The organism is Pseudomonas sp. MM213, assembly GCF_020423045.1.
GTDB lineage: Bacteria > Pseudomonadota > Gammaproteobacteria > Pseudomonadales > Pseudomonadaceae > Aquipseudomonas > Aquipseudomonas migulae.
In genome coordinates, this window is the sequence record NZ_CP081943.1 from 6,196,418 (window position 1) to 6,217,994 (window position 21,577).

General features: G+C 61.2%; 18 protein-coding genes, 1 tRNA gene, 1 pseudogene and 1 riboswitch. Of the genes and pseudogenes, 3 read left to right on the forward strand and 17 right to left on the reverse strand.

From position 1 onward, the window contains the following. Window positions 1–108 precede the first annotated feature (108 nt). From K5R88_RS28205 to K5R88_RS28260, 12 genes are all read right to left on the reverse strand, one after another. Window positions 109–182 (reverse strand) — tRNA-Gly (locus tag K5R88_RS28205). Between the two features lie 174 nt (window positions 183–356). Continuing rightward, window positions 357–1,241 (reverse strand): alpha/beta fold hydrolase, encoded by an 885-nt coding sequence (locus K5R88_RS28210; protein WP_008025760.1) that lies wholly within the window; start codon window positions 1,239–1,241, stop codon window positions 357–359. Between the two features lie 313 nt (window positions 1,242–1,554). Then, a complete protein-coding gene (locus K5R88_RS28215; protein WP_226298763.1) occupies window positions 1,555–2,247 on the reverse strand; it encodes a pseudouridine synthase in 693 nt (230 codons plus the stop codon). A gap of 57 nt (window positions 2,248–2,304) precedes the next feature. Further along, the gene (locus K5R88_RS28220; RefSeq protein WP_008025763.1) at window positions 2,305–2,499 is read right to left on the reverse strand and encodes a cysteine-rich CWC family protein; all 195 of its coding nucleotides are present in this window, start codon (window positions 2,497–2,499) and stop codon (window positions 2,305–2,307) included. Window positions 2,500–2,505: 6 nt separating this feature from the next. After that, the gene (locus K5R88_RS28225; RefSeq protein WP_008036200.1) at window positions 2,506–3,993 is read right to left on the reverse strand and encodes a sensor domain-containing diguanylate cyclase; all 1,488 of its coding nucleotides are present in this window, start codon (window positions 3,991–3,993) and stop codon (window positions 2,506–2,508) included. 193 nt (window positions 3,994–4,186) lie between these two features. Beyond that, window positions 4,187–5,953 (reverse strand): allophanate hydrolase, encoded by a 1,767-nt coding sequence (atzF, locus tag K5R88_RS28230; RefSeq protein ID WP_226298764.1) that lies wholly within the window; start codon window positions 5,951–5,953, stop codon window positions 4,187–4,189. A gap of 25 nt (window positions 5,954–5,978) precedes the next feature. After that, window positions 5,979–9,605 (reverse strand): urea carboxylase, encoded by a 3,627-nt coding sequence (gene uca, locus K5R88_RS28235; RefSeq protein ID WP_226298765.1) that lies wholly within the window; start codon window positions 9,603–9,605, stop codon window positions 5,979–5,981. Between the two features lie 291 nt (window positions 9,606–9,896). Then, a complete protein-coding gene (locus K5R88_RS28240) occupies window positions 9,897–10,538 on the reverse strand; it encodes an urea amidolyase associated protein UAAP2 (RefSeq protein WP_017336948.1) in 642 nt (213 codons plus the stop codon). 11 nt (window positions 10,539–10,549) lie between these two features. Further along, window positions 10,550–11,275, reverse strand: coding sequence for an urea amidolyase associated protein UAAP1 (locus K5R88_RS28245; RefSeq protein WP_008025773.1), 726 nt, complete (start codon window positions 11,273–11,275; stop codon window positions 10,550–10,552). A 13-nt stretch (window positions 11,276–11,288) separates the two neighbouring features. Then, window positions 11,289–12,077 (reverse strand): ABC transporter ATP-binding protein, encoded by a 789-nt coding sequence (locus K5R88_RS28250; RefSeq protein ID WP_226298766.1) that lies wholly within the window; start codon window positions 12,075–12,077, stop codon window positions 11,289–11,291. Then, the gene (locus tag K5R88_RS28255; protein WP_226298767.1) at window positions 12,074–12,889 is read right to left on the reverse strand and encodes an ABC transporter permease; all 816 of its coding nucleotides are present in this window, start codon (window positions 12,887–12,889) and stop codon (window positions 12,074–12,076) included. The genes K5R88_RS28250 and K5R88_RS28255 overlap by 4 nt, the downstream gene beginning before the upstream one ends. A 15-nt stretch (window positions 12,890–12,904) precedes the next feature. Next, a complete protein-coding gene (locus tag K5R88_RS28260) occupies window positions 12,905–13,972 on the reverse strand; it encodes a putative urea ABC transporter substrate-binding protein (protein WP_008025779.1) in 1,068 nt (355 codons plus the stop codon). Window positions 13,973–14,033: 61 nt separating this feature from the next. Then, window positions 14,034–14,134: riboswitch (guanidine-I (ykkC/yxkD leader) on the reverse strand. Window positions 14,135–14,410: 276 nt separating this feature from the next. On the opposite strand from K5R88_RS28260, the gene K5R88_RS28265 reads away from it, so the two are divergent. After that, the gene (locus K5R88_RS28265; RefSeq protein ID WP_226298768.1) at window positions 14,411–14,653 is read left to right on the forward strand and encodes a hypothetical protein; all 243 of its coding nucleotides are present in this window, start codon (window positions 14,411–14,413) and stop codon (window positions 14,651–14,653) included. Between the two features lie 167 nt (window positions 14,654–14,820). Further along, window positions 14,821–15,288: a hypothetical protein gene (locus K5R88_RS28270; protein ID WP_008036217.1), complete on the forward strand. Its 468-nt coding sequence runs from the start codon at window positions 14,821–14,823 to the stop codon at window positions 15,286–15,288. A gap of 124 nt (window positions 15,289–15,412) precedes the next feature. Here K5R88_RS28270 and K5R88_RS28275 read toward each other — a convergent pair whose 3' ends face one another. Next, window positions 15,413–16,516 (reverse strand): enoyl-CoA hydratase/isomerase family protein, encoded by a 1,104-nt coding sequence (locus K5R88_RS28275; protein WP_226298769.1) that lies wholly within the window; start codon window positions 16,514–16,516, stop codon window positions 15,413–15,415. Between the two features lie 132 nt (window positions 16,517–16,648). On the opposite strand from K5R88_RS28275, the gene ung reads away from it, so the two are divergent. Next, the gene (ung, locus tag K5R88_RS28280; RefSeq protein ID WP_008025785.1) at window positions 16,649–17,341 is read left to right on the forward strand and encodes a uracil-DNA glycosylase; all 693 of its coding nucleotides are present in this window, start codon (window positions 16,649–16,651) and stop codon (window positions 17,339–17,341) included. An 88-nt stretch (window positions 17,342–17,429) separates the two neighbouring features. On the opposite strand, the pseudogene K5R88_RS28285 reads toward ung, so the two are convergent. From K5R88_RS28285 to K5R88_RS28300, 4 genes and pseudogenes are all read right to left on the reverse strand, one after another. Further along, window positions 17,430–18,469: pseudogene (locus K5R88_RS28285) on the reverse strand (AbrB family transcriptional regulator). Further along, entirely contained in the window at window positions 18,462–19,976 is a 1,515-nt protein-coding gene (locus tag K5R88_RS28290; protein ID WP_008034898.1) for a tripartite tricarboxylate transporter permease, read from the reverse strand. Before K5R88_RS28290 ends, K5R88_RS28285 begins: the two are co-directional and overlap by 8 nt. A gap of 1 nt (window position 19,977) precedes the next feature. Then, window positions 19,978–20,436 (reverse strand): tripartite tricarboxylate transporter TctB family protein, encoded by a 459-nt coding sequence (locus K5R88_RS28295; RefSeq protein WP_008034905.1) that lies wholly within the window; start codon window positions 20,434–20,436, stop codon window positions 19,978–19,980. Between the two features lie 58 nt (window positions 20,437–20,494). After that, complete coding sequence (locus K5R88_RS28300) at window positions 20,495–21,472, reverse strand: Bug family tripartite tricarboxylate transporter substrate binding protein (RefSeq protein ID WP_008036010.1); 978 nt, start codon at window positions 21,470–21,472, stop codon at window positions 20,495–20,497. Window positions 21,473–21,577 lie beyond the last annotated feature (105 nt).

Sequence of the window (21,577 nt, forward strand, 5' to 3'; positions counted from 1 at the left end):
ATCTGTTTTTAGTTTGTTCGTGTTCTGAAAAACCAGAAACAGACACCTTAACAGACACCTTAACAGACACCTTTTTGACGCGGGGTAGGCTGGAGGCCTTGAAAATAGTGGAGCGGGTGAAGGGAATCGAACCCTCGTTATCAGCTTGGGAAGCTGGAGTAATGCCATTATACGACACCCGCTCAGAGCGGCTGACTTTGTACCAGATGTGCGCGTGGAAATGAAGTTTTTCTTTGCGCGAGATGGCTTTGGCACAGGTGAAACAAGACATCAGACCGGGTGACGGTCGTTCGCGGGCAAGCCTCGCTCCTACAGGACTGCATTAGGCGGCGAAGCTTGCTCGCGATGACGCTGTTTCAAATGGACAATGCATGTTGGTCCTGGACGTAGTGGTAACGCGGTCGGCTTGCCTGTTGCTCAGGTTTCAGGAAACCCAGCAACGCATTGCGACTGTCTCGGCAGGCGGCTTTGTGTTCCATGTCGAGAAAGTGGCCCGTCGCATCCAGCGTCGTGAACGTGGCGTGTTGCACGTGGTTGGCGAACAAAGCCGCGCCATCGGCGGCGGTGTATTCGTCCCATTCGCCGTTCATGAACAGCACCGGCACGTTGATTTTCTCTGCCGCCTTGAAGAAGCACTGGCGGTCGCTGTGCAGCAGGTCGCTGATGTGGAAGTGCATCTGCCCGTATTCATGATCGGCCAGGCTGCTGACGTGACGATAGTTGAAGCGCTTGAACAGGGTCGGCAGGTGTTTGCCGATGGTGCTGTTCACCAGGTTGCCGACCCGGTCGCCGTCACGGCTGCCGAGGTAGTCGACGCCGCGCTCGAGGTAGTCGAGCATGTGCGCGTTGATCTCCGGGGAGAACGAGCTGATCACGGCTTTTTCGATCCGTCGCGGTTGTTGGGCGAGGGCGACCAGGGTCGCGGCGCCGCCCCAGGAAAACGACAGCACGTGTTCGGCGGCGAAGTGGTCGATCAGCTCCAGGAGGATCTGCCCTTCGACTTCCTTGGTCAGCAATTTCTCATGCAGGTTGTGGGCTTTTGACTTGCCCGCGTAGGGCTGGTCGTAGCAGACCACATTGAACTGCGGGTGGAGGTTTTTCACGGTTTGTGCAAACGACGCAGTCGTGGCCATCGAGCCGTTGACCAAGATAATGGTCTTCTCTGCGGCGTCTGCGCGATAGAACTCCGTGTAAACCCGATACTGACCTTGTATATCCAGCACAGCGATTTCTGGCCTCATGTCATAAGACTCCTGGCAAGCGGGTATGCGCGCAAATGAGATTGCACGAGCTTTGTGACAGGTAGGCATATGCCTGGAATTTGAAGGCCCATGTCGATCCATTGCAGTCCGGTCGACGGGTGTTGTTATTGGCGGGCAGTCTGTCGGTCTGAGGCGGAACCTTGAGGTTCTCTAACCGACAAAAAGTTTCTTAGATGTATGTTGTGACTCGTCAGTCACATTTCGGCTGACGACCTGATTCAAGCAGGGGAGTCGGCATCGCGCAAGTGCCATTCGTAAATTGTTCGACAACTTCTGCTGAGCGGTAGGCTGCTTAGATCAATCCGATCTCTTCATCGCTCAAAGGGCGGTATTCGCCCGGTTTCAACGTGCTGTCGAGCACCAGCGGCCCCATGCGTTCGCGGTGCAGGCGCAGTACTTTGTTGTCGAAGTGGCCGAACATCCGCTTCACCTGGTGATAACGACCTTCGACGATGCTCAGCCGTGCTGACTTCGGCCCGAGCAGCGCCAGTTCGGCCGGCAGCGTGGTGAGGTCTTCGAAGGCGAAGTACAGGCCCTCGGTGAATTTCAAAGCATATTCCGGGCCGATGTTCTGCTCGGTCTCGACGTAGTAGACCTTGGGCAATTTGGTCTGCGGCTGGGTCAGTCGTCTCGACCAGCTGCCGTCGTTGGTGATCAGCATCAGGCCGGTGGTGTTGAAATCCAGGCGGCCGGCGATGTGCAGGTCGTCCTTGTCCGGTTCGTCGAACAGATCGAGCACCGTCGGGTGCTCCGGATCGCGGGTGGCGCTGACGCAACCGGGTGGCTTGTGCAGCATGAAATAGCGGGCGGGTTTGCCTAGTTGAAGCACTTCTTGATCGACTTCGACGCGGCTGAACTCCAGCACCTCGGTGTGAGGGTCGCTGACGATTTTTCCGTTGACCCGCACGCGCTTTTCCACCAGCAACAGGCGAACCTGCTTACGGTTGAAGCGGGGCAGGTTGCTGAGGAAACGGTCAACACGCATGACAAAACATCGGCAGGAAAGGGGCCGCGCATCTTACGTGATCGGCCACAAGGATGCTTACAACTGCGCCTCGACCTGCGCGCAGCGCGGGCACAGGCAGGATTTGTCGCGCAGTTCGGGCGGCAGTGCTTCGAGCACTGCCGGGTCGATGCTGACGCCGTAGCACCAGCAGGCCCGATCGGCGGTTCGCGGGTCGGCCAGGGTGCAGTCGTTGGAGGCGCCGCAGGCCGGGCAGAATTCAGGCTTGTTCATGTAGGACTATGCATAACTGGTGTGAGGCATTTCCGCGCAGGTACGGTTACGGCCGGATTGCTTGGCCCGATACATCGCATGATCGGCGCGGGAGAGCAGGGTGTGCAAGGTGTCATCCGGTTGCAGCGTGGTCAAGCCAATGCTGACCGTCAGATGCAAGGTGTGACCGTTGTAGGCATAAAGCTGTTCTTCGACATGCTGACGAATTTTCTCGGCAATCATCAGACCGGTCTCACCGTCCGTGTCCTTGAGCAGCACGATGAATTCTTCGCCGCCCCAACGGCAGACGATGTCGGAATGGCGCAGGCAACTCTCCAGATCCCTTGCGAAGCCGATCAGTACCTGATCGCCGGCGAGGTGACCGTAGGTGTCGTTCAAGGCCTTGAAATGGTCCAGATCCAGCAGCAACGCGGTCAGCGGTTTCGGCTCGCGTTGGGCTTCGTGCATGGCTTGTGCGGCCAGCAGATCGAAGCCGCGACGGTTCGGCAGTTCGGTCAGGCTGTCGAGGGTCGCCTGCGCCTGGATCTTGCCCTGATAACGCTTGATCACCCGATTGAGCAGGGCCAGCACAGTCAGGGTCACGAGCAAGCAGATCAGCAGGTTGAGGTACAGCGACTGGCGGATTTCGCTGAGGGCGCCGTCTTCGCGTTTGTCGACGAACAGGTACCAGTTCAGTTCTGGAATGAAGCGCACGTTGAGGAAATGGCCCTGGCCCTGGACGGAATATTCGTAGCTGCCGCTGTGGGGCTTGGGCAGCTGGTTGACCAGGCCTTTCATGCTTTCCAGGTCGTTGAGTTTCTGGCCGATATGCGCGCCCTGCGGGCCACCCTCGGCACCGGTAAGCACCAATCGGCCGAAGCTGTCGACGAAATACACGCTGCGTTGATAGCGCTGTTGATACTTGTCGATCAGCTTGATCACCGCATCGACGGTCAGACCAACGCCTGCCGCGCCGATGAAACGGTTGTTGTAGTCGTAGACCTTGTAGTTGATGAAGAACGTCAGGTTGTCCTTGTTGGCCAGGTCCGGGTCGACGTTGATCTCGTAAGGGGCAGCCATGTCACGCACGCGGAAATACCAGGCATCGCGCGGCTCAGTGACCTTGACCTGCTTGAGCACGCCTTTGGCGTGGTAGTAGGTGAGCGTGCCGTTGGAGACGAAAAATGCGGTGTAGGCGCCGTAGTGGGTCATGACTTCGTTGAGGTAGCGGGTCATCTGGTCGGGGTCGTGTTCGCCGTTGACCACCCAATCACGCATGAAGGTGTCGCGGGACATCATCGAGGAAATCAGGATCGGTCTGACGAGGTCTTTCTGGATTTCCGAGTAGACCGTGTCCGAAGTCAGCGGCAGCTCGGTGTTGACGATGTTGTCGCGGATCGAGGCGCGCGAGGCGTAGTAGCTGAGAAATGACGTGGCGAGAAAACCTGCGCCCAGCAGCGCGATCAGCGTGAGGACCAGCGAACGTTGCGAATACAGCGGCGAGTGAAGCAGCATGGCGATTCCGTTGGCAGTGACCCGTTGGGGAGCATTCTAGTGGGACTGCGGGGAAATAACTGCGGGATTTGTGGGGTGAATCGGCGAGGATCAGGTCTTGTGGTGCCTGTGCTGACGTCTTCGCGGGCAAGCCTCGCTCCTACAGGGGATTGCGTAAACCTGTAGGAGCGAGGCTTGCCCGCGAATCGAAAGATCACCTCAAATCTGTCAGGTACGCACGCCATCCGCCCAAATGACTGATATCCACCGCCCCCTCCAGCCCATACGCCTCACAGATAAACCCACTCTCCCAACGCCCATCCGCCAGTTGCACCTTGCCCAACCCCAGCGGCGCCGGAATCCCGGTCAAAAACGACCCCAACTCACTGCTCGGCAACTCCCAGACCTCCACCGCAATCGCTACGCCGCCATCCTTCACCCGCACCATCCCCGGACGAAACGGCGGGCCACCGGCCAATGCATGCAGTTGATAGTCCGGCGAACTGAACGTCGTCTCGACCAACGTCGCACCGCGCCGCTTCAACTGCCAGTTCAGTGCCAGCCCATCGAGATGCGCGCCGCACACCACCAACCGTGCACGATCGTTGCGCGCGACCGTTGCGGGCGCAGGAGAGCGACGCTGAAACGCATCCGCCACACTCAACAAATACTGATCGGTAAACGCCCGGCCAAACACCGTCACGCCCCACGGCAAACCATTGCCCATGAACCCGCTCGGCACCGCGACGGCGGCGTAATCGAGCAGGTTCATGAAGTTGGTGTAGTAACCCAGTTCCGAATTGCGCAGCACCGGCTCAGCCTCAAGCTCTGCCAGTGTGACGGGACGGCCGATGGTTGGCGTGACCACGCAATCGAGTCCTTCCAGCGCTTTGTCGCACAGCGCTTTCAAGGCTTGCAGCCGATATTGGGCGCGGAAGGTTTGCACACCGTTCACCGCCGGTGCCTTGGCCAGCACCGCACGAATCACCGGCAACACCGCTTGAGGATTTTGCTCCATCAACTCGCCGGCGACGCTGTAGCGCTCCGCCACCCACGGGCCTTCATACAGCAGGCGCGCCGCTTCAAGGAAAGGCGACAAATCCAGTACCACGGCTTCACCGCCCAACGCCTTGAGCCGGTCGATGGCATCGCCGAACAACAGCGGACCTTCAGGGCAACCGAAGAACTCCAGGTCCTGCGCACGCGGTACGCCGAAGCGAAAGGGGCGCGGTGTGCCGAACGCCGAGCCGTCATTCCACAGCGGATTACGGCGGCTGTATTCGTCCCGTGGATCGAGATGCGCGGTGAGCGCCAGTAACTGACTGGCTTCCCGAGCCGTCGCGGTAAAGGTCGTGACGCAATCGAGCGTACGACACGCCGGCACCACGCCCGCCGTGGAGATCAACCCCTTGGTGGCTTTCATCCCCACCAGATTGTTCAACCCCGCCGGCACTCGCCCCGAGCCCGCCGTGTCCGTGCCCAACGAAAAACTCGCCACGCCCAGCGCCACCGCCAGCGAAGAACCGGCGCTGGAACCGCCCGACGGATATTCCGGCAACACGCTGTTCGGGCACGCGCCATACGGCGAGCGGCTGCCGTTGAGGCCGGTGGCGAACTGGTCGAGATTGGTCTTGCCCAGCGGAATCGCGCCCAGCGCCAGCAATTGCTCGACGATGGTCGCCGACTGCTGCGGCACATAGGCAAATGCCGGGCACGCTGCCGTGGTCGGAATGCCCGCCAGATCGATGTTGTCCTTGATCGCGAACGGCACGCCGTACAGCGGCAGGCTGTCGATATCGCGGCCGTCGAGCGCGGCGAGGTACGGCTCCAGTTCTTCAATGCTGAGCAAATGAATGAACAGGTGATAGTCCGGGTTCAGGGCGGCGGCTTTATCGCGCAGGTTCAGCAGCAGCTGTCGCGGTGTGATGCTGGCGTCGCGATAAGCGCTGCGCAGGGCGTCGAGTTGCAGATTGATGGTCATGAAGTGAGTCCTTTGCAAAATGGGTTCAGTCGAGTTCCAGCACCACGACGCGCTGTCCGGCGCGCACGGCCGAACCCGGTTGCACGCGGATTTCGCGCACCACGCCGGCCATCGGTGCGAGCAGCGGGATTTCCATCTTCATCGACTCCAGAATCACCAGCACATCGCCGGCAGCGACGCGGCTGCCGGTCTCCACCTGGACCTGCCAGAGGTTGCCGGCGATGTGGCTGTCGACGCTCATTTCGCCACTGGCCAACGGTGCGTCTTCGGTCGTTTCCGGGGCCGCTTCCTCACTGTCGAAGTGGGCCTGGCCGCTGGCGATCCAGCGCTCGCGCTCGGCGTTGAACGCGCCTTTCTGTTGATCCCGAAAAGCTGCAATGCTCGAGGACTCTTTGGTCAGGAACGCCTGGTAGTCCGCGAGGTTCAACTGGCTGTGTTCGATGTTCAAATCGAAGCGCCCGAGGGGGAAATCCCGACGGATGCGCAGCAGTTCATCGGCGCTCACCGGGTAGAAACGGATCTGGTCGAAGAAGCGCAGCAACCACGGTTTGCCATCGAACGCGGCGACTTCGCGGTAGCGGTTCCACATCTGCAACGTGCGACCGACGAACTGATAACCGCCGGGGCCTTCCATGCCGTACACGCACATGTACGCGCCGCCGATGCCCACCGAGTTTTCCGCAGTCCAGGTGCGGGCCGGGTTGTATTTGGTGGTCACCAGACGATGACGCGGGTCGAGCGGGGTGGCGACCGGCGCACCGAGGTAGACGTCGCCCAGCCCCATCACCAGATAGCTGGCGTCGAACACCGTGCGCTGCACTTCATCGAGGTTCGGCAGGTCGTTGATGCGGCGGATGAACTCCAGATTGCTCGGGCACCACGGTGCGTCCTTGCGCACGGTGGTCATGTATTTCTCGATCGCCAATTGGCAGGCCGGATCGTCCCAGGACAGCGGCAGATGCACGATGCGCGACGGCACTTGCAGATCCTTGGCGGCGCACACCGCGTCCCATTCACCGGCGACGATACCGAGCAGATCGGCCAGCGGCAGTTGCTCGGGTTGGTAGTGCACTTGCAGCGAACGGATGCCGGGTGTGAGGTCGATCACGCCGTGCAGGTGTTTGCTTTCCAGGGCTTGCATGAGGGCGTGGGCGCGGAAGCGCAGGACGAGGTCCAGTTCCGGTGCGCCGATCTCAAGCAACAGGTGCGTATCCCCCGACAGTCGCGCAACCAACCGCGTATCGTCCTGGCCAATCTCCATAACAACAGGCGATACAACCCCCTGTAGGAGCCGGCTTGCTGGCGATGAAGTTGACGCGGTGTCTGTTAGGGCCCCATCGCCAGCAAGCCGGCTCCTACAAGGGTTCCATTTCAAGGCTAGGTTGCGGGCGGTTTTGAGATCGACGGGAAGGAACTGCACTTTGTCCCCGGCCTTGAGCTGGCCGAGTTGCCAAAGATCCGCCTCGATCACTGTCACCGGGCACACAAACCCGCCGAGGCTCGGGCCGTCGGGCCCCAGAATCACCGGCATGTCCCCGGTGAAATCCACGGCGCCAATCGCATACGGATTGTCGTGGATATTCGACGGGTGCAGCCCCGCCTCACCGCCGTCCGCACGCACCCATTCCGGCTTCGGCCCGATCAGACGCACGCCGGTGCGGCTGGAGTTGAAATGCACTTCCCACTGAGTCTCGAAAAACGTGCCGATGTAGTTTTCGGTGAAATACTCCGGTGCGCCATGGGGGCCGTAGATCACCCGGATCTGCCGCACGGCAGGCAGCTCAGCGATTGCAGGCAGTTGCTCACCGACGCTGTGATCGGTCAACGCCGGCACATGCAACACATCGCCGGCCCGTAATGCGCGACCACCATGGCCGCCAAACTGTCCAAGGGTGAAGGTGCTTTTGCTGCCCAGATAATCGGGCACCTGCAGCCCGCCGCGCACACACAGATAGCTGCGGGCGCCTGCGCCGCCAATCGTGCCGAGACTCAACGTAGCGCCTGCCGGAATCAACAGCGCCGTGTTCATCGCCACGGTTTCGCCGTTCAACGTCAGCGGAATCACTGCTCCGGTGACCGCCACCACCGCCTCGCAATTGAAGCGCAGCAACGGCCCGCTCATGGTGATCTCCAGGGCGGCGGCGCCTTCGTCGTTACCCAGCAAAAGGTTGCCCAATCGCAATGCGCGACTGTCCATCGGCCCTGACGGCGGCACGCCCACGGCCCAGTAACCGAGTCGCCCCGGATAGTCTTGAACGCTGGTCTGCGTACCGGCGCTGAGCACTTCAAAAGTGTTGGCCTGATACACCAGGCCTTCGAGGCAACGGGTCCACGGTTGGCCGCTGGTGAACGGCGCGTCGAGCAAAATCTGCCGCAGGTAATCGCGGTTGGTTTCCACGCCGTAGAGCTGGCTGTCGCCCAGTGCTTGATGCAAATCCGCACGCGCTTGTTCGCGGGTCGGCGCCCAGCAGATGACCTTGGCGATCATCGGGTCGAAGTACGGCGGTATCTCGCAACCGGCCTCGACCCAGGTGTCGATCCGCAGCTGTTTGCCGTCGGCGACAGGGAAATTTACAGCGGTCAGTAAACCTGGGCTTGGCTGAAAATCGCGCCCCGGATCTTCCGCATAAAGCCGCGCCTGAATCGCATGGCCCTCGGCTTTCAAGCCTTGGCTCAATACGCTCAGCGGCGGCAAATCACCCGCCGCCAGTTCCACCATCCAGCGCACCAGGTCCACGCCCCACACCTGTTCGGTGACGCCGTGCTCCACCTGCAAACGGGTGTTCACTTCCAGAAAGTAGAAGCGCTGGTCTGCGCTGTCGAACACAAATTCCACGGTGCCGGCGCTGCGGTAGTTCACCGCTTTTGCCAGTTTGATCGCCGCCGCGCACAGCTCATCGGCCATGCCGTCGGGCAGGTTCGGCGCCGGGGTTTCTTCGAGGACTTTCTGGTTGCGCCGCTGTACCGAACAGTCGCGCACGCCGAGGGCGATCACTTCACCGCGACCGTCGCCGAACACTTGAACTTCCAGGTGTCGGGCGCGTTGGATGTACTTCTCGATGAACACGCCGGCATCGCTGAAATTGTTTTGGCCGAGGCGTTTTACGGCTTCGAAGGATTCACCCAACTCGCCAGCGTTGCGGCACACGCGCATGCCGATGCCACCACCACCGGCAGTGCTTTTGAGCATCACCGGGTAGCCGACCTGATCGCCGGCGATCAATGCCGCGTCGAGGCTGTCGAGCAGCTCGGTGCCTTCGAGCATCGGCACGCCGTGTTGCTTGGCCAGGGCGCGCGCGGTGTGTTTGAGGCCGAACACGCGCAGCTGTTCTGGCGTCGGGCCGATGAACGCGATATCGGCGGTTTCGCAGGCTTCGGCGAATGCGGCGTTTTCCGAGAGGAAACCGTAGCCGGGATGGATCGCCGTGGCGCCAGTGGCTTTGGCGATGGCGAGGATTTTATCGACCGCCAGATAGGTGCCGGCGGCGGCGCCTTCTCCAAGGCTGTGGGCTTCATCGGCATGCAGGATGTGCAGGCTCGCGGCATCGGCTTCGGAATAAACGGCGACGCCTTTGACGTGCAGTTCACGCAAGGTGCGCAGGACGCGGCAGGCAATGGCGCCACGGTTGGCAATCAGGACTTTTTCGAACATGGCATAACCCCTGGAGGGGATGCGGGCCGTCCCGCAGTTTTTCGTTGGGCGCCGGGGTCGTCCCCGGCGGAAAATCACAAGTCTTCAGAACACCGCTGAACCCTGTGGGAGCGAGCCTGCTCGCGATGGTCGTGAACGATTACGCGTAAAACCAGATGCCCCGCGGTGCACTTGGGTTTTTCGCGAGCAGGCTCGCTCCCACAGGGGGTTAGTGGTGTTCCTGAGGTTTGAGGCACTGCCCGGAACGGGCCTGGCACAAGGCAAACAACCAGCGACGCAGACGGTTCAGTTTCAGTTCCATACCAGCAGCTCCGCAGGCGTAGGGTTGTAGGCATTGCACGGATTATTCAGTTGCGGACAATTGGAAATCAGCACGATCACGTCCATCTCCGCTCGCAAATCCACGTACTTGCCCGGCGCCGAAATACCGTCCTCAAACGTCAGCCCGCCATCCGCCGTGACCGGCACGTTCATGAAGAAGTTGATGTTCGGCCCGATGTCGCCCTTGCCCAGTCGCCCGTCGTGGACGCAGGCGCGCAGGTAGTTGTCGCGGCAGCTGTGCATGTAGCGTTTTTCCAGGGCGTAGCGCACGGTGTTGCTCTCTTGCGCGCAGGCACCGCCGAGGGTGTCGTGGCGCCCGCAGGTGTCGGCGACGATGGTCAGCATCGGTTTGCCGAGGTTGGAATAGAGCACGCTGCCGGTGCTCAGGTAGACGCTGTTCTGCCGGCGCAAGGTGCGTTGCACGTCGTAGCGTTCTTTCGGGTTGGCGACGCTGTAGAACAACGTATCAACCGCCTGATTGCCTTCCAGGTCGAGGATGCGCAGGGTCTGGCCGGCCTTGACCTCCATCAGCCACGGTTCGCCGGCGGGAATGGTGGCGCGGTAGACCGCTGTTTCTGGATGCTTTTGAGCGGTAGCGATTGCGAGTGACATGGCAGCGATCCTCAGGCGAACAGGCGGTCGGTGTTGATGAAGCCGCGCTCGTTTTCCGGGCGCGAGGTGCGGCAGTGTTCGGCGACACTGGCGTCGGCGTTCATCCAGCTCAGCTTCAACGGTTTTGGTGCATATTCCGGCGACGGGTCCATCGGATGTTGCAGGGCGGTGAGCACCACCAGCGTGTCCATCGGCGCGTACAACTCGATGTAGTCGCCGGCCCTGGAGTTGCCTTCGACGAAGTGGAAACGCCCGGCCTCATCGACGTTTACGCGGCTGAACAGGTTGAGGGTCATCAGCAAGTCCGACAGGCCCAAACCCCACTTGCCGAGTTCCACCAACAGGTTGTCAGTGCCGTTGCGGAAGAAGCCGTTGCGCAGTTCCTGATAGCGGCCCGCGCCGTATTTTTCCGCGACTTCTTCAGCGCACAGCACACCGCCGAGGCTGTCGCTCCAGCCGCAGGTGTCGGCGGTGATCGCCGCCAGCACGCGGCCCATGTCCGAATACAGGCAATGACCGGTGGTGAGCTTGGCGGTGTGTTGGCATTTGAGGCTGTCGGGCAGGTTCAGGCGTTCGGTTTTTTCGTTGGCGTTGAGCAGCGTCAGGCTGACGTTGGCGCCACCGCGCAGGTCGGTCAGGCGCAGCAATTGGCCGCGCTTCAGGACGAAGGAACGATGGCCGCCGCCGGGGAGCATTTCCTCGGCGAAGGGGGGGAACAGTTGGGTCGAATCAGTCATGTGCAAAATCCTCTTAAGCGGTGCGAAGCGCGCCTGCCAGTGTTTCCGGCAAGGCATCGACGGCGGCGCGTGTGGCGCGGCGGTCGCTGTTCAAAGGGATGTCGTAAGTGATGCGCGCGCCATAGGCGCCGGGGGCGTGCGGGTCGACGCGGACCTTGTCGAACACCAGCAGTCGCGTGCCGAGGCTGAAACCTTCGGACAGGTCGTGGGTGACCATGAACACCGTCAGTTGCGTCTCGCGCCACAGCTCCAGCAGCATGGCGTGCATGTCTTTGCGGATGCCCGGGTCGAGCGCGCCGAACGGTTCGTCGAGCAGCAACACCCGCGGTTTCATGATCAGCGCCTGGGCGATGGCCAACCGTTGCTGCATACCGCCGGACAGTTGCGCCGGGTACTTGTCCAGCGAGTGGCCGAGGCCGACCTTTTGCAGCAGCACCGAGGCCTGTTCGCGGGCGTCTTTTTTGGCGCTGCCGAACAGGCGCCCAAGCAGCGGTGAGCGCGGCAGTTCGAGGCCGAGGGCGACGTTGTCCAGCACCGTCAGGTGCGGGAACACCGAGTAGCGTTGGAACACCACGCCACGGCTCGAATCCGGTTCGCCGGCCAGCAGTTGACCGTCCAGCAGAATCTCGCCGCGACTGGCGCGTTCCTGGCCGAGCAACAGGCGCAGGAAGGTCGATTTGCCGCAGCCCGACGCGCCGACCAAGGTGCAGAACTCACCCTCGTTGACGTTCAGGTTCAAGCCTTCGAGCACCACTTGATCGGCGTATTGCTGCCAGACGTTTTTTACCGTGATGAAGCTCATGCGCGGGCTCCTTCATACCAAGGGAACGCACGTTGAGTCAGGCGCTTGAGGCCCCAATCCATCAGCCAGGCGAGCAGGGTGATCCACACCACGTACGGCAGGATCACGTCCATCGCCAGGTAACGGCGCACGAGGAAAATCCGGTAGCCGAGGCCGTCGGTGGAAGCGATGGCTTCGGCGGCGATCAGGAACAACCACGCCGAACCCAGCATCAGCCGCAACGAGATCAGCAGGCGCGGCAGCAATTGCGGGAGCACCACGCGCAGCATCAGCGTCCAGGTCGATGCACCGAGGGTCTGGGCCTTGATCAGCAACTCGACCGGTATTTCCCGGGCGCGCTGTTCCAGATCCCGCGCCAGACACGGGGTGATGCCGATGACGATCAGCATCACTTTCGATAACTCCCCCAGTCCAAAGACGATGAACAGAATCGGCAGGATCGCCAGCGGCGGCACCATCGACAGCACCGTCAGCAACGGCGACAACGGCGCGCCGAACAGCGGCAACGTGCCGGCGGCGATGCCCAGGCACAACCCGGCCAACGCGCTGATGCCCAGACCAATGGCCAGGCGCCGCAGGCTGGACGCGGTGTCTTGCCACAGCACGAATTCACCGGTGCGGCTGTCGGCAGTGAACGCCAGGCGCTTCACTGCGTCGGTCATTTGCACGGCGCTCGGCAACAGCTTGTCGTTAGGGTTGTCCAGCAGCCGTTCGGCCGAGCCCATGAAGTAGGCGAACAGCACCAGGGCGAACGGCAGGATCACCAACAACAGGCGACTCGGGCGATCCGGGTGACGATTGATCAGGCGCATGGCCAGGTCCTCTTGTTACAGCTTGGCGTCGGCAGCCATCTGCACGTAACTCGGATCGAAGCGCAGCTTGAGGTTGCTCTTGTCGCCGCTGGTCACGCCGTTGGCGAAGGCCATGCCGACTGCGCTGGTGTCCTTGGCGCCTTCACCGAGCAAGCCGTGCTGGAAGGAAAACTCCGCGACCTTGCGCATGGTTTCCGGCAGTTGCTTGCTGGTAGAAAACGCCAGGGCTTCTTGCGGTGTGGCGAACAGTTTGGTGGTGTCTAGTTGCGCCTGGAAACCCGCGAGGTCAGTGCCCGAGGCCTTGGCCATGTGTTCGAGCGCAGCCTTGCTGGCGGCGTTTTTCGCGTTCATCAACTCGACCACTTCGAACCAGGCGCCGGTCAGTGCCTTGCCCAGGGCGGGGTTGTCTTTGAGGGTGGCGCTGTTGACCACCATCATGTCCATGATCTCGCCGGGGATCTGGCTGGAATTGAACACTTCGGTCACGCCCGGCTTGGCCTTGATGTCCGAGAGCATCGGGTTCCAGGTGGTGACGGCGTTGACCTGCTCCGTGTTGAAAGCGGCGGAGATGTCGGCGTCGGAGGTGTTGACCACTTTCAGGTCTTTCTCGGTGAGGTCCACCGAATCAAGGGCCCGCGCCAGCAGGTAATGGGACACCGAGAGCTCGACCAGATTGACGTCCATGCCCTTGAGGTCGGCGACTTTCTTGCCGTCGCCCTTGAGCACGATGCCGTCGTTGCCGTTGGAGAAATCGCTGACGATCAGCGCGGTGCTGTCGACGCCGCCGGCGGCCGGAATGGTCAGCGCGTCCATGTTGGTCATGGTGCAGCCGTCGAACTGGCCGGCGGTGTATTGGTTGATGGATTCGACGTAGTCGTTGAGCTGCACCACATCAATCTTGATGCCGTACTTCTTCGCCCATTTGTCGACGATGCCTTGGCTGCCGGCGTATTCCCAGGGCATCCAGCCGGCGTAGATGGTCCAGCAGACGCTGAAGTGGTCTTTTGGCGCGGCCTGGGACGAGACGCTCACGATGGCTGCGAAGGCAGCGGCGAGGAGGGCGGGTAAACGAAGTCGGGACATGGTGGTTCTCCAGTTGATCAAGGGCGGGCAGGAGTCAACGCGGCACCGCGAACGGTGGCTTGTCTCCCGGGCTTTTGTCCCGCCGTGTAACCTCAACTGGAGGTCGCCAACTCTCGGACCAGCCACTCGCCTTAGCGAGCCGGAACCCTAGTCAGCCATTGCAAATTGTGGTGCCGCGAACCTGTGATGACTCCTGCACGGGTTTGCTAAAGCGAGAGCCGTGCCAAGTCGCTCGAAGCGCTCTGGGCCGGGGGATTGCCATTTTTCGGGAGGCCGCAAGGGCCGTTCGCTGCGTTGTGATGGTGCGCCCGTGCACTGAGATGCAGCGTGGCTGGCCGCTGATCCGAAGGTCAGGCGTCGTCCGGCACTCGCCAACGCATTGCCAGTCAAAACAGGTGTCAGCCGGCTGTATCGGCTGTGGTCTTTCAGGAGGCCGCCATGTTTCGTCGACTGTTACTGGGCGTTGTGCTCGGTGTCGGGTTGTCCGGCTGCTACTACTACGCCGGCACCTACGACGTGTATTCCACGCCTTATTACTATCCCGGCTATGCGCCGTATTCCTACTATTACGGCCCGCGTTATTACTATGTTCCGCGCTTTTACGGTGGCTATCGCTACTACTATTGGGGCGGGCATCACCCTCGTTATTACGGCGGTGGATACCATGGGCGGCACCATTAATCAGCGGGTGAATAGATGAAAAACCTTTCATCGGCTAGATGTTTCAACTTGTTTCAAGGGCGCACCGGATGTCGAAAACGATGTCTGATCTTTCGACAGTCAGCGAATAATTGACTGTCGCTCGCCAGCGTCGCTGGTGTGGCTCACTCGCGGTCCAGGAGGCCGCCATGCTCTGTCGAAAACAGCTCCGCCCAATTCTTCTGATGGCTGTATTGGGATTGTCACTTGGCGCGTGCGTGCCTTATGCCGATGGAGGAGGCAGCTACTACAGTTCCGAGGTTTATACGTCCCCCGCGCCGTACTACTCAGATGGCGGGGGTTACTACTCCAGTGGCGGTTACTACACCTCGCCGCGCCGGTATTACTCACCGCCGGCCCGCTATTACCAGCCAACGCCGCGGTACTACCACCAGCCGCGGGTGTATCAACCGGCACCGCGTTATTACCAGCCTTCGCCACGAAGCGATTACCGGGCGCACCAGGGGCGCGGTTGGGACGGCAATGGCCGGGGCGGTTGGGATGGCCGTAATCGTGGCAATTGGAACAATGATTACCGTGGTGGCGGACGCAATCACGGTGGACGAGGTGACCACTACGGTCGCGGCGATCACTCTGGCCGAGGCAGCCACCGATAACATGAGTTGAATGCAATACCTGTGGGAGCGAGCCTGCTCGCGATGGCGGATTGTCAGTCGCATCATTGATGAATGACAAACCGTCATCGCGAGCAGGCTCGCTCCCACATTTCGTTTTGTGACCTTACAAATCCGCCAGCGGATGCCGGCCTTCCCAGACCTTGCGAAAATGCGCCTCCACCACCGTATCCGGCACGTGATTGATATCAGGCCAATGCCAGTGCGGTTTCTGGTCTTTGTCGATCAACCGCGCACGCACGCCTTCGCTGAACTCCGGATGCCGGCAGCAGTTGAGGCTCAAGGTGTATTCCATCTGGAAAACCTGAGCCAGCGACATATGCCGGGCGCGGGATATCTGTTGCCAGATCAGATGAGCAGTCAGCGGCGAACCTTCACTCAGGGTCCGCGCCGCGCGGCTAAGTACCAGGTCCGTGCTATCACGCTGTTGGCTGATGGCTTTCCAGGCGCAGCGCACATCACTGACGTCCAGCAATTCGTCGATCTGCTGGCGGCGCGGCAGCCACTGGGCTTCGGGCATTTTCGCCAGCGCTTCCTGCTGCAGGGCCTTGAGCAGGCTGTTGAGCTGCATCGGCGTCTGTTCCTGCCAGTTCAATTGCAGCAAGCCTTCGATCAGCTCTTCTTGCTGTTCATCGAGCAGGAAGCGGTCGGCCAGGCCCAGATCGATCGCATCGCGACCGTTCATGTGCGCGCCGGTCAGGCCGAGAAACAAGCCGAGCTTGCCGGGCAGGCGCGACAGGAACCAACTGGCACCGACATCCGGATACAAACCAATGCTGATTTCCGGCATCGCCAAACGGCTGCTCGGCGTGACAATACGGATGTTCGCGCCCTGCAGCAGGCCCATGCCGCCGCCGAGGACATAACCGTGACCCCAGCAGATCAGCGGTTTCGGGTAGGTGTGCAGGCTGAAGTCCAGCCGATATTCCGCCGCGAAGAAAGTTGCGGCCAGCGGGGGCACTACGCCGGGGTGCGCGCGACACGCTTCCACCAGGCTGCGCACTTCGCCACCGGCGCAAAAGGCCTTGGCGCCATGACCGCGCAATAGCACGCAGACGATTTGCGGATCCTTGGCCCAAGCGTCCAGTTGATCGCGCAGGGCGTTGATCATCGGCAAGGACAGGGCGTTCAGGGATTTTTCGGCATCCAGGCTGGCAACGCCGATGCGGGCGCCATCGGTGCCGGTGAGTTCTTCGAAGTGCAGATTCATCGTGACCTCGATCGGGAATTTGAGCGTTCAGTATGATCGCAATGCAGGAAAGTGCCGGATCTGCGTCAGATCAATTGACAAGCGTGATGGGCTTTCCTAGGGTTCGCCCCATTGTTTTTGCCGGATGTAACCATGACTGCTGACGACCGTATCAAACTCGAACCGAGCTGGAAGGAGGCACTGCGTGCCGAATTCGACCAGCCCTACATGGCAGAGTTGCGCGATTTCCTGCAACAGGAGCGTGCGGCCGGCAAGGAGATTTATCCGCCGGGCCCGATGATTTTCAACGCGCTCAACTCGACGCCGCTGGACAAGGTCAAGGTCGTCATTCTCGGTCAGGATCCGTATCACGGGCCAGGCCAGGCCCATGGTTTGTGCTTCTCGGTGCAACCGGGCGTGCCGGCGCCACCGTCGCTGGTGAACATCTATAAAGAGTTGAAACGCGACCTGAACATCGACATACCCAATCACGGTTATCTGCAGAGCTGGGCCGATCAGGGCGTGTTGATGCTCAATACCACCATGACCGTCGAGCGGGCCAATGCCAATGCGCACAAGGACAAGGGCTGGCAGTTTTTTACCGACCGGATCATTGAAGTGGTCAGCCAACAGCAACCGCATCTGGTGTTCATGCTGTGGGGCGCCCATGCCCAGAGCAAGCAGAAGCTGATCGACGCGACCAAGCATCTGGTGCTGACGTCGGTGCACCCGTCACCGCTGTCCGCTTATCGCGGTTTTCTCGGGTGCGGGCACTTCAGCCGGACCAACAAGTTTCTTGAGCAGAATGGCGAGACGCCGATTGATTGGAGGTTGCCGCCAGTCTGAAAAGCTTCGCGGGCAAGCCTCGCTCCTACAGATTTCGTGCAAAACCTGTAGGAGCGAGGCTTGCCCGCGAAGGGAACACCTCGGTCTATCAGACCGAATCCGGATTACGGTTCCAATACTTGAACAACGGCTCCGCCAGAAACAACACAAACAACAACCGCATCACCTGCATCGCCGTCACCAGCGGCACCGACAATTGCAGGGTCTCCGCCGTCAGGCTCATCTCCGCAATCCCGCCGGGCATCATGCCCAGGGTCAGCGAACGCAAATCCAGATGTGTCAGCGCACTCAATCCCAAGGCTGCCGCCGTGGCGATCAACATGGTCAACACCGTACCAATCAACGTCCGCCCCATAAACGAAGGCGCACGCCGGAAAAACTGCCGATTGAAGTGGCAGCCCAAGCCACTGCCGATCAGCCATTGGCCAATCTGGCTACCGCCGTTGGGCAAACCAATGTGCAGATCCCAACCAATGCTCACCGCCGCACTCACCAGCAACGGCCCGAACAGCCATGGGTTGGGTTGACGCAAACGCTCCCAAATCCACGCCGCCAAGGCGCCCGCCGGAAATAGAAGGGCCAGCCACCACCAGTTGACGGCCGTCGGATGAAAAACCGGTGCGCCGTCGCCCAGCAAATACTTGAACGCCGCCGGTACGCAAAGCACCACCACCAGCACCCGCAGGCTTTGCCCGGCCGCTACGCGACTGAGCACCGCGCCATTGCGTGCGCCGAGGTTGACCATCTCCCCGGAGCCGCCGGGCATGCTGGAAAAAATGCGGTGGCGCGATCCTCACCGGTACGGCGCATCAACCAGACCCCGACCACGGCGGACAGGCTGGTGATCAACGCACCGAAGAAGATCAGGCCAAAGTGGCTCAACACCTGCTCCATCACCACCGGGGTGAAGTGCAGGCCGATGCCGATGCCGACGACCCACTGGCCGACCTTGCGGCCGCCAGGGATTTCGGCCAATTGCCAGGGCGTCAGGCAACGTACGAGGATGATCGCCAGCAACGAGCCGACCATCCATGGCAGTGGCCAGCCGATCTGGCTGGCCAGGTAACCGCCCAGCGCGCCGACCAGCGGCGTACCCCACCAGGCCTTGAAGGGTGTTCGATCAGACATCGGCGACCGCGCGACGAGCGACCGAACGTTTGCGCCAGATCCGCAGGATCGGCACCAGCAACATCACCACGATCAGCGCCCAGACACCCAGCGTGATCCCGCTCGACCAGAGAATCTCCAGCGAACCGTTGGAAATCGACAGTGCGCGGCGCAGATTCTGTTCCATCAAACCTCCGAGAATGAAGCCCAGCAAAACCGGCGACAACGGGAAATCCAGCTTGCGCAGAATGTAGCCGAAGATGCCGATGCCGATCATCAGGAACAGGTCGAAGGTGGTCGCATGCACCGCGAACACGCCGATGGCGGTGATGATTGCGATCATCGGCACCAGCGCCCAGTTCGGTACGGCGAGGATGCGGGTGAAGATGCGGATCATCGGAATGTTGAGGATCACCAGCATGATGTTGGCGATAAACAACGATGCGATCAGGCCCCAGACGATGTCCGGTTGCTGTTGGAACAGCAGTGGGCCCGGCGTGATGTTGTACAGCGACAACGCACCGATCATCACCGCCGTCGTGCCCGAACCGGGAACGCCCAGGGTCAGCATCGGCACCAGCGCGCCGCAGGCTTCAGCACCGATGGCGGTTTCCGGAGCGGCCAGACCGCGCTTGTCGCCCTGTCCGAATTTGCCGCTTGGGCCGGCGATACGTTTCTCGGTCATGTAGGCCACGGCGCTGGCAAGTGTTGCACCGGCGCCAGGCAAAACGCCCATGATGAAACCCAGCACACCGCACCGCATGTTCACCCAGAACACCGACGCAGCTTCCTTGAAGTTGAACATCATGCGGCCGGTGGCTTTGAACGCTTCCTGGCCGCGATGGGTTTTTTCCAGCAGCAACAGAATCTCGCTGATGGAGAACAGGCCCAGCACCAATACCACGAACTGAATGCCGTCGGTGAGGTGGATGTTGTCGCCGGTGAAACGGTAGACACCGCTGTTGGCGTCGATGCCGACGGTCGACAGGAACAGGCCGATCAGCGCCGCGATAAAGGTCTTCAGCGGTCGATCACCGGCCATGCCGCCGAGGCAGACAATCGCGAACACCATCAGGACGAAATATTCCGCCGGACCGAAGGCAATCGCCCATTTCGCCAGGATCGGCGCGAACACCACCATCCCGCACGTGGCAATGAAGGCGCCGATGAACGAACTCCACGCCGACAGCGACAGCGCGACACCGGCCATGCCTTGACGGGCCATCGGGTAGCCGTCGAGGGTGGTCATGACGGTGGACGCTTCGCCCGGAATGTTCAGCAGGATCGAACTGATCCGGCCGCCGTACTCGCAACCCAGGTAAACCGCAGCCAGCAGGATCAGTGCCGATTCCGGTGGCAGCCCGAGGGCGAATGCAATCGGGATCAGCAACGCCACGCCGTTGATCGGACCGAGGCCGGGCAGCAGGCCGACGACGGTGCCGATCAGCGTGCCGCTGAGTGCGGTGACCAGGTTGTAAGGGGTCAGTGCGACGCCGAAGCCGTGACTCAAATAACCAAGCGTATCCATTTCAGTTCTCCAGAACGTCGAGCAGGCCCAGAGGCAGCGGCACGTCCATCACTTTGTCGAACAGCAGGTACAGACCGATGCTCATCAGGCTGATGATCACTGCGCTTGGCAACCAGCGTCCGCCGTACAGGCGCGCCATCGGAATGCCGATCAAAATGCTGCTGAGGATGAAGCCCAACGGTTCGAACAGGCCGGCGAACACCAGCAGCAGCACCACGCAGCGGCCGATCTTGTGGAGGGTTTCACGGTCCAGCGGCGGGTCTTCTTCAGAGTGTTTGATCGGGGACGGGCGAAACACCATGTAGATCAAGCCCATTCCCATCAGCCCCAGCATCAGCAAGGGGAAGGCGCGAGGGCCGATCGGTTCGTAGGAAAAAGGCGCCTGGTAGGGCCAGGCCATCAGCACCAGGCTGGCGCAGGCCAGCAGCAGCACCGATGCGAAAATGCGTTGTACGAGCATGGGGAACTCCTGTGCCGCGACCCCGCAGTGCGGGGCCGCAGCCGCTAGACAGAGGCGATCACTGAATCAGGCCGAACTCTTTGGCCAGCACTTTGTAGTCCGCGACCTGCTTCTTCACGTAGGTGTCCAGTTCCGGGCCGGTCATGGCGAACGGAAAGAGTTCACGCTGATCGCGCAACTTGGCGAAATCATCGGAAGCCAGCAGTTTGTCGAAGGAGTCTTTCCACCAGGCGTAGTCTTCATCGCTGACTTTTGGCCCGAGGTAGAAACCGCGAACCACTGGCCAGACGATGTCGTAGCCTTGCTCTTTGGCGGTCGGAATGTCTTTCATTTCCGGCTCGTCCAGGCGCTTATCGGAGAACACCGCCAGCAGGCGCATGTCGCCGCTCTGGATGTGCGGCATGGAGTCGGAGATGTCCGTGCTGCCGACCTGGATGTGGCCGCCGAGCAGCGCGGTGGCGATTTCGCCGCCACCTTCGAGGGCGACGTAACGCAGATCGCGCGGGTTGATCCCGGCGGCCTTGGCGATCAACGCGGTTTGCATCCAGTCCTGGCTGCCGACGGTGCCGCCGGAACCGATCACCACTTTGCTTGGATCTTTCTTAAGCGCCTGAACGAGATCGTCGAGGGTCTTGTAAGGCGAATCGCTTTTCACCGCGATGGCGCCGTAGCTGGTGCCGACCGCTGCCAGCCAGCGCACGTTGGTTTCATCGAAGCGACCGAACTTGCCCTGGGCCAGGTTCAGCAACGAGCCGCTGGACCACGCCACGAGCGTGCCGGCGTCGGCCGGACGCTGAGCGACCACCGCGTTGTACGCCACTGCGCCGACACCGCCGGGCATGTAGGTCACGCGCATCGGTTTGCTCAGCAGTTTCTCGTTCATCAGCGCGCTTTGCGCCAGTTTGCAGGTCAGGTCGAAACCGCCGCCGGGCGAGGCCGGGGCGATGCATTCCGGGCGCTTGGGCTCGGCCATCAGTTGGCCGGCAAACAGCATGCAGCTGGCGGCGAGGGCGAAACGGCGCAGTGATCGATTCATTGTTGTCTCCACGGGAGTTGTTGTTTTTGGGGATGTTTCAGGTGCGGCAGTTTCGCGTCGCGCAGCCGTTGATGGCGCTGACAAACGTAAACGACGGGAATTGAA

What these genes read in the sequence shown, in the direction of transcription:
- K5R88_RS28275 (WP_226298769.1), bottom strand. Translation starts at nt 16,516, where the DNA reads ATGAATCTGCACTTCGAAGAACTCACCGGCACCGATGGCGCCCGCATC.
- K5R88_RS28300 (WP_008036010.1), bottom strand. Translation starts at nt 21,472, where the DNA reads ATGAATCGATCACTGCGCCGTTTCGCCCTCGCCGCCAGCTGCATGCTG.
- K5R88_RS28290 (WP_008034898.1), bottom strand. Translation starts at nt 19,976, where the DNA reads ATGGATACGCTTGGTTATTTGAGTCACGGCTTCGGCGTCGCACTGACC.
- K5R88_RS28240 (WP_017336948.1), bottom strand. Translation starts at nt 10,538, where the DNA reads ATGTCACTCGCAATCGCTACCGCTCAAAAGCATCCAGAAACAGCGGTC.
- K5R88_RS28295 (WP_008034905.1), bottom strand. Translation starts at nt 20,436, where the DNA reads ATGCTCGTACAACGCATTTTCGCATCGGTGCTGCTGCTGGCCTGCGCC.
- K5R88_RS28270 (WP_008036217.1), top strand. Translation starts at nt 14,821, where the DNA reads ATGCTCTGTCGAAAACAGCTCCGCCCAATTCTTCTGATGGCTGTATTG.
- K5R88_RS28215 (WP_226298763.1), bottom strand. Translation starts at nt 2,247, where the DNA reads ATGCGTGTTGACCGTTTCCTCAGCAACCTGCCCCGCTTCAACCGTAAG.
- K5R88_RS28255 (WP_226298767.1), bottom strand. Translation starts at nt 12,889, where the DNA reads ATGCGCCTGATCAATCGTCACCCGGATCGCCCGAGTCGCCTGTTGTTG.
- atzF (WP_226298764.1), bottom strand. Translation starts at nt 5,953, where the DNA reads ATGACCATCAATCTGCAACTCGACGCCCTGCGCAGCGCTTATCGCGAC.
- K5R88_RS28250 (WP_226298766.1), bottom strand. Translation starts at nt 12,077, where the DNA reads ATGAGCTTCATCACGGTAAAAAACGTCTGGCAGCAATACGCCGATCAA.
- K5R88_RS28210 (WP_008025760.1), bottom strand. Translation starts at nt 1,241, where the DNA reads ATGAGGCCAGAAATCGCTGTGCTGGATATACAAGGTCAGTATCGGGTT.
- uca (WP_226298765.1), bottom strand. Translation starts at nt 9,605, where the DNA reads ATGTTCGAAAAAGTCCTGATTGCCAACCGTGGCGCCATTGCCTGCCGC.
- K5R88_RS28220 (WP_008025763.1), bottom strand. Translation starts at nt 2,499, where the DNA reads ATGAACAAGCCTGAATTCTGCCCGGCCTGCGGCGCCTCCAACGACTGC.
- K5R88_RS28260 (WP_008025779.1), bottom strand. Translation starts at nt 13,972, where the DNA reads ATGTCCCGACTTCGTTTACCCGCCCTCCTCGCCGCTGCCTTCGCAGCC.
- ung (WP_008025785.1), top strand. Translation starts at nt 16,649, where the DNA reads ATGACTGCTGACGACCGTATCAAACTCGAACCGAGCTGGAAGGAGGCA.
- K5R88_RS28265 (WP_226298768.1), top strand. Translation starts at nt 14,411, where the DNA reads ATGTTTCGTCGACTGTTACTGGGCGTTGTGCTCGGTGTCGGGTTGTCC.
- K5R88_RS28225 (WP_008036200.1), bottom strand. Translation starts at nt 3,993, where the DNA reads ATGCTGCTTCACTCGCCGCTGTATTCGCAACGTTCGCTGGTCCTCACG.
- K5R88_RS28245 (WP_008025773.1), bottom strand. Translation starts at nt 11,275, where the DNA reads ATGACTGATTCGACCCAACTGTTCCCCCCCTTCGCCGAGGAAATGCTC.